The organism is Psychroserpens mesophilus (genome assembly GCF_050617655.1).
Lineage (GTDB): Bacteria > Bacteroidota > Bacteroidia > Flavobacteriales > Flavobacteriaceae > Psychroserpens > Psychroserpens mesophilus_A.
The window spans coordinates 1-255 of the sequence record NZ_JBODQC010000312.1 but is presented as its reverse complement, the minus strand read 5'-3'; the positions used below and the strand labels follow the sequence as shown (position 1 = coordinate 255).

Here is a 255-nt window from a genome sequence, read left to right as displayed (position 1 = left end):
GGCAGCGGAAAAATGTTCCTGCCCCAGGTGGTGAAGTCGGCCCGGGTGATGAAGAAAGCCGTGGCCTACCTCACCCCGTTCATCGAAGAGGCGAAGGCGGCCCAGCCCGGCAGCAAACAGGCCGCCGGCAAGGTCCTGATGGCACCCGTAAAAGGCGATGTGCACGATATCGGTAAAAACATCGTCAGCGTGGTACTCGCGTGCAACAATTACGAGATTGTGGACCTGGGGGTGATGGTACCCCCGGAACGCATT

Annotated in this window: 1 protein-coding gene; it reads left to right on the top strand. The window is 59.6% G+C overall.

All coding sequences use genetic code 11. The features are described 5' to 3' along the window. Positions 1-255 (top strand): B12-binding domain-containing protein (locus ACRHNM_RS17390; RefSeq protein WP_431137907.1); only part of this gene is annotated, 255 nt, incomplete at both ends.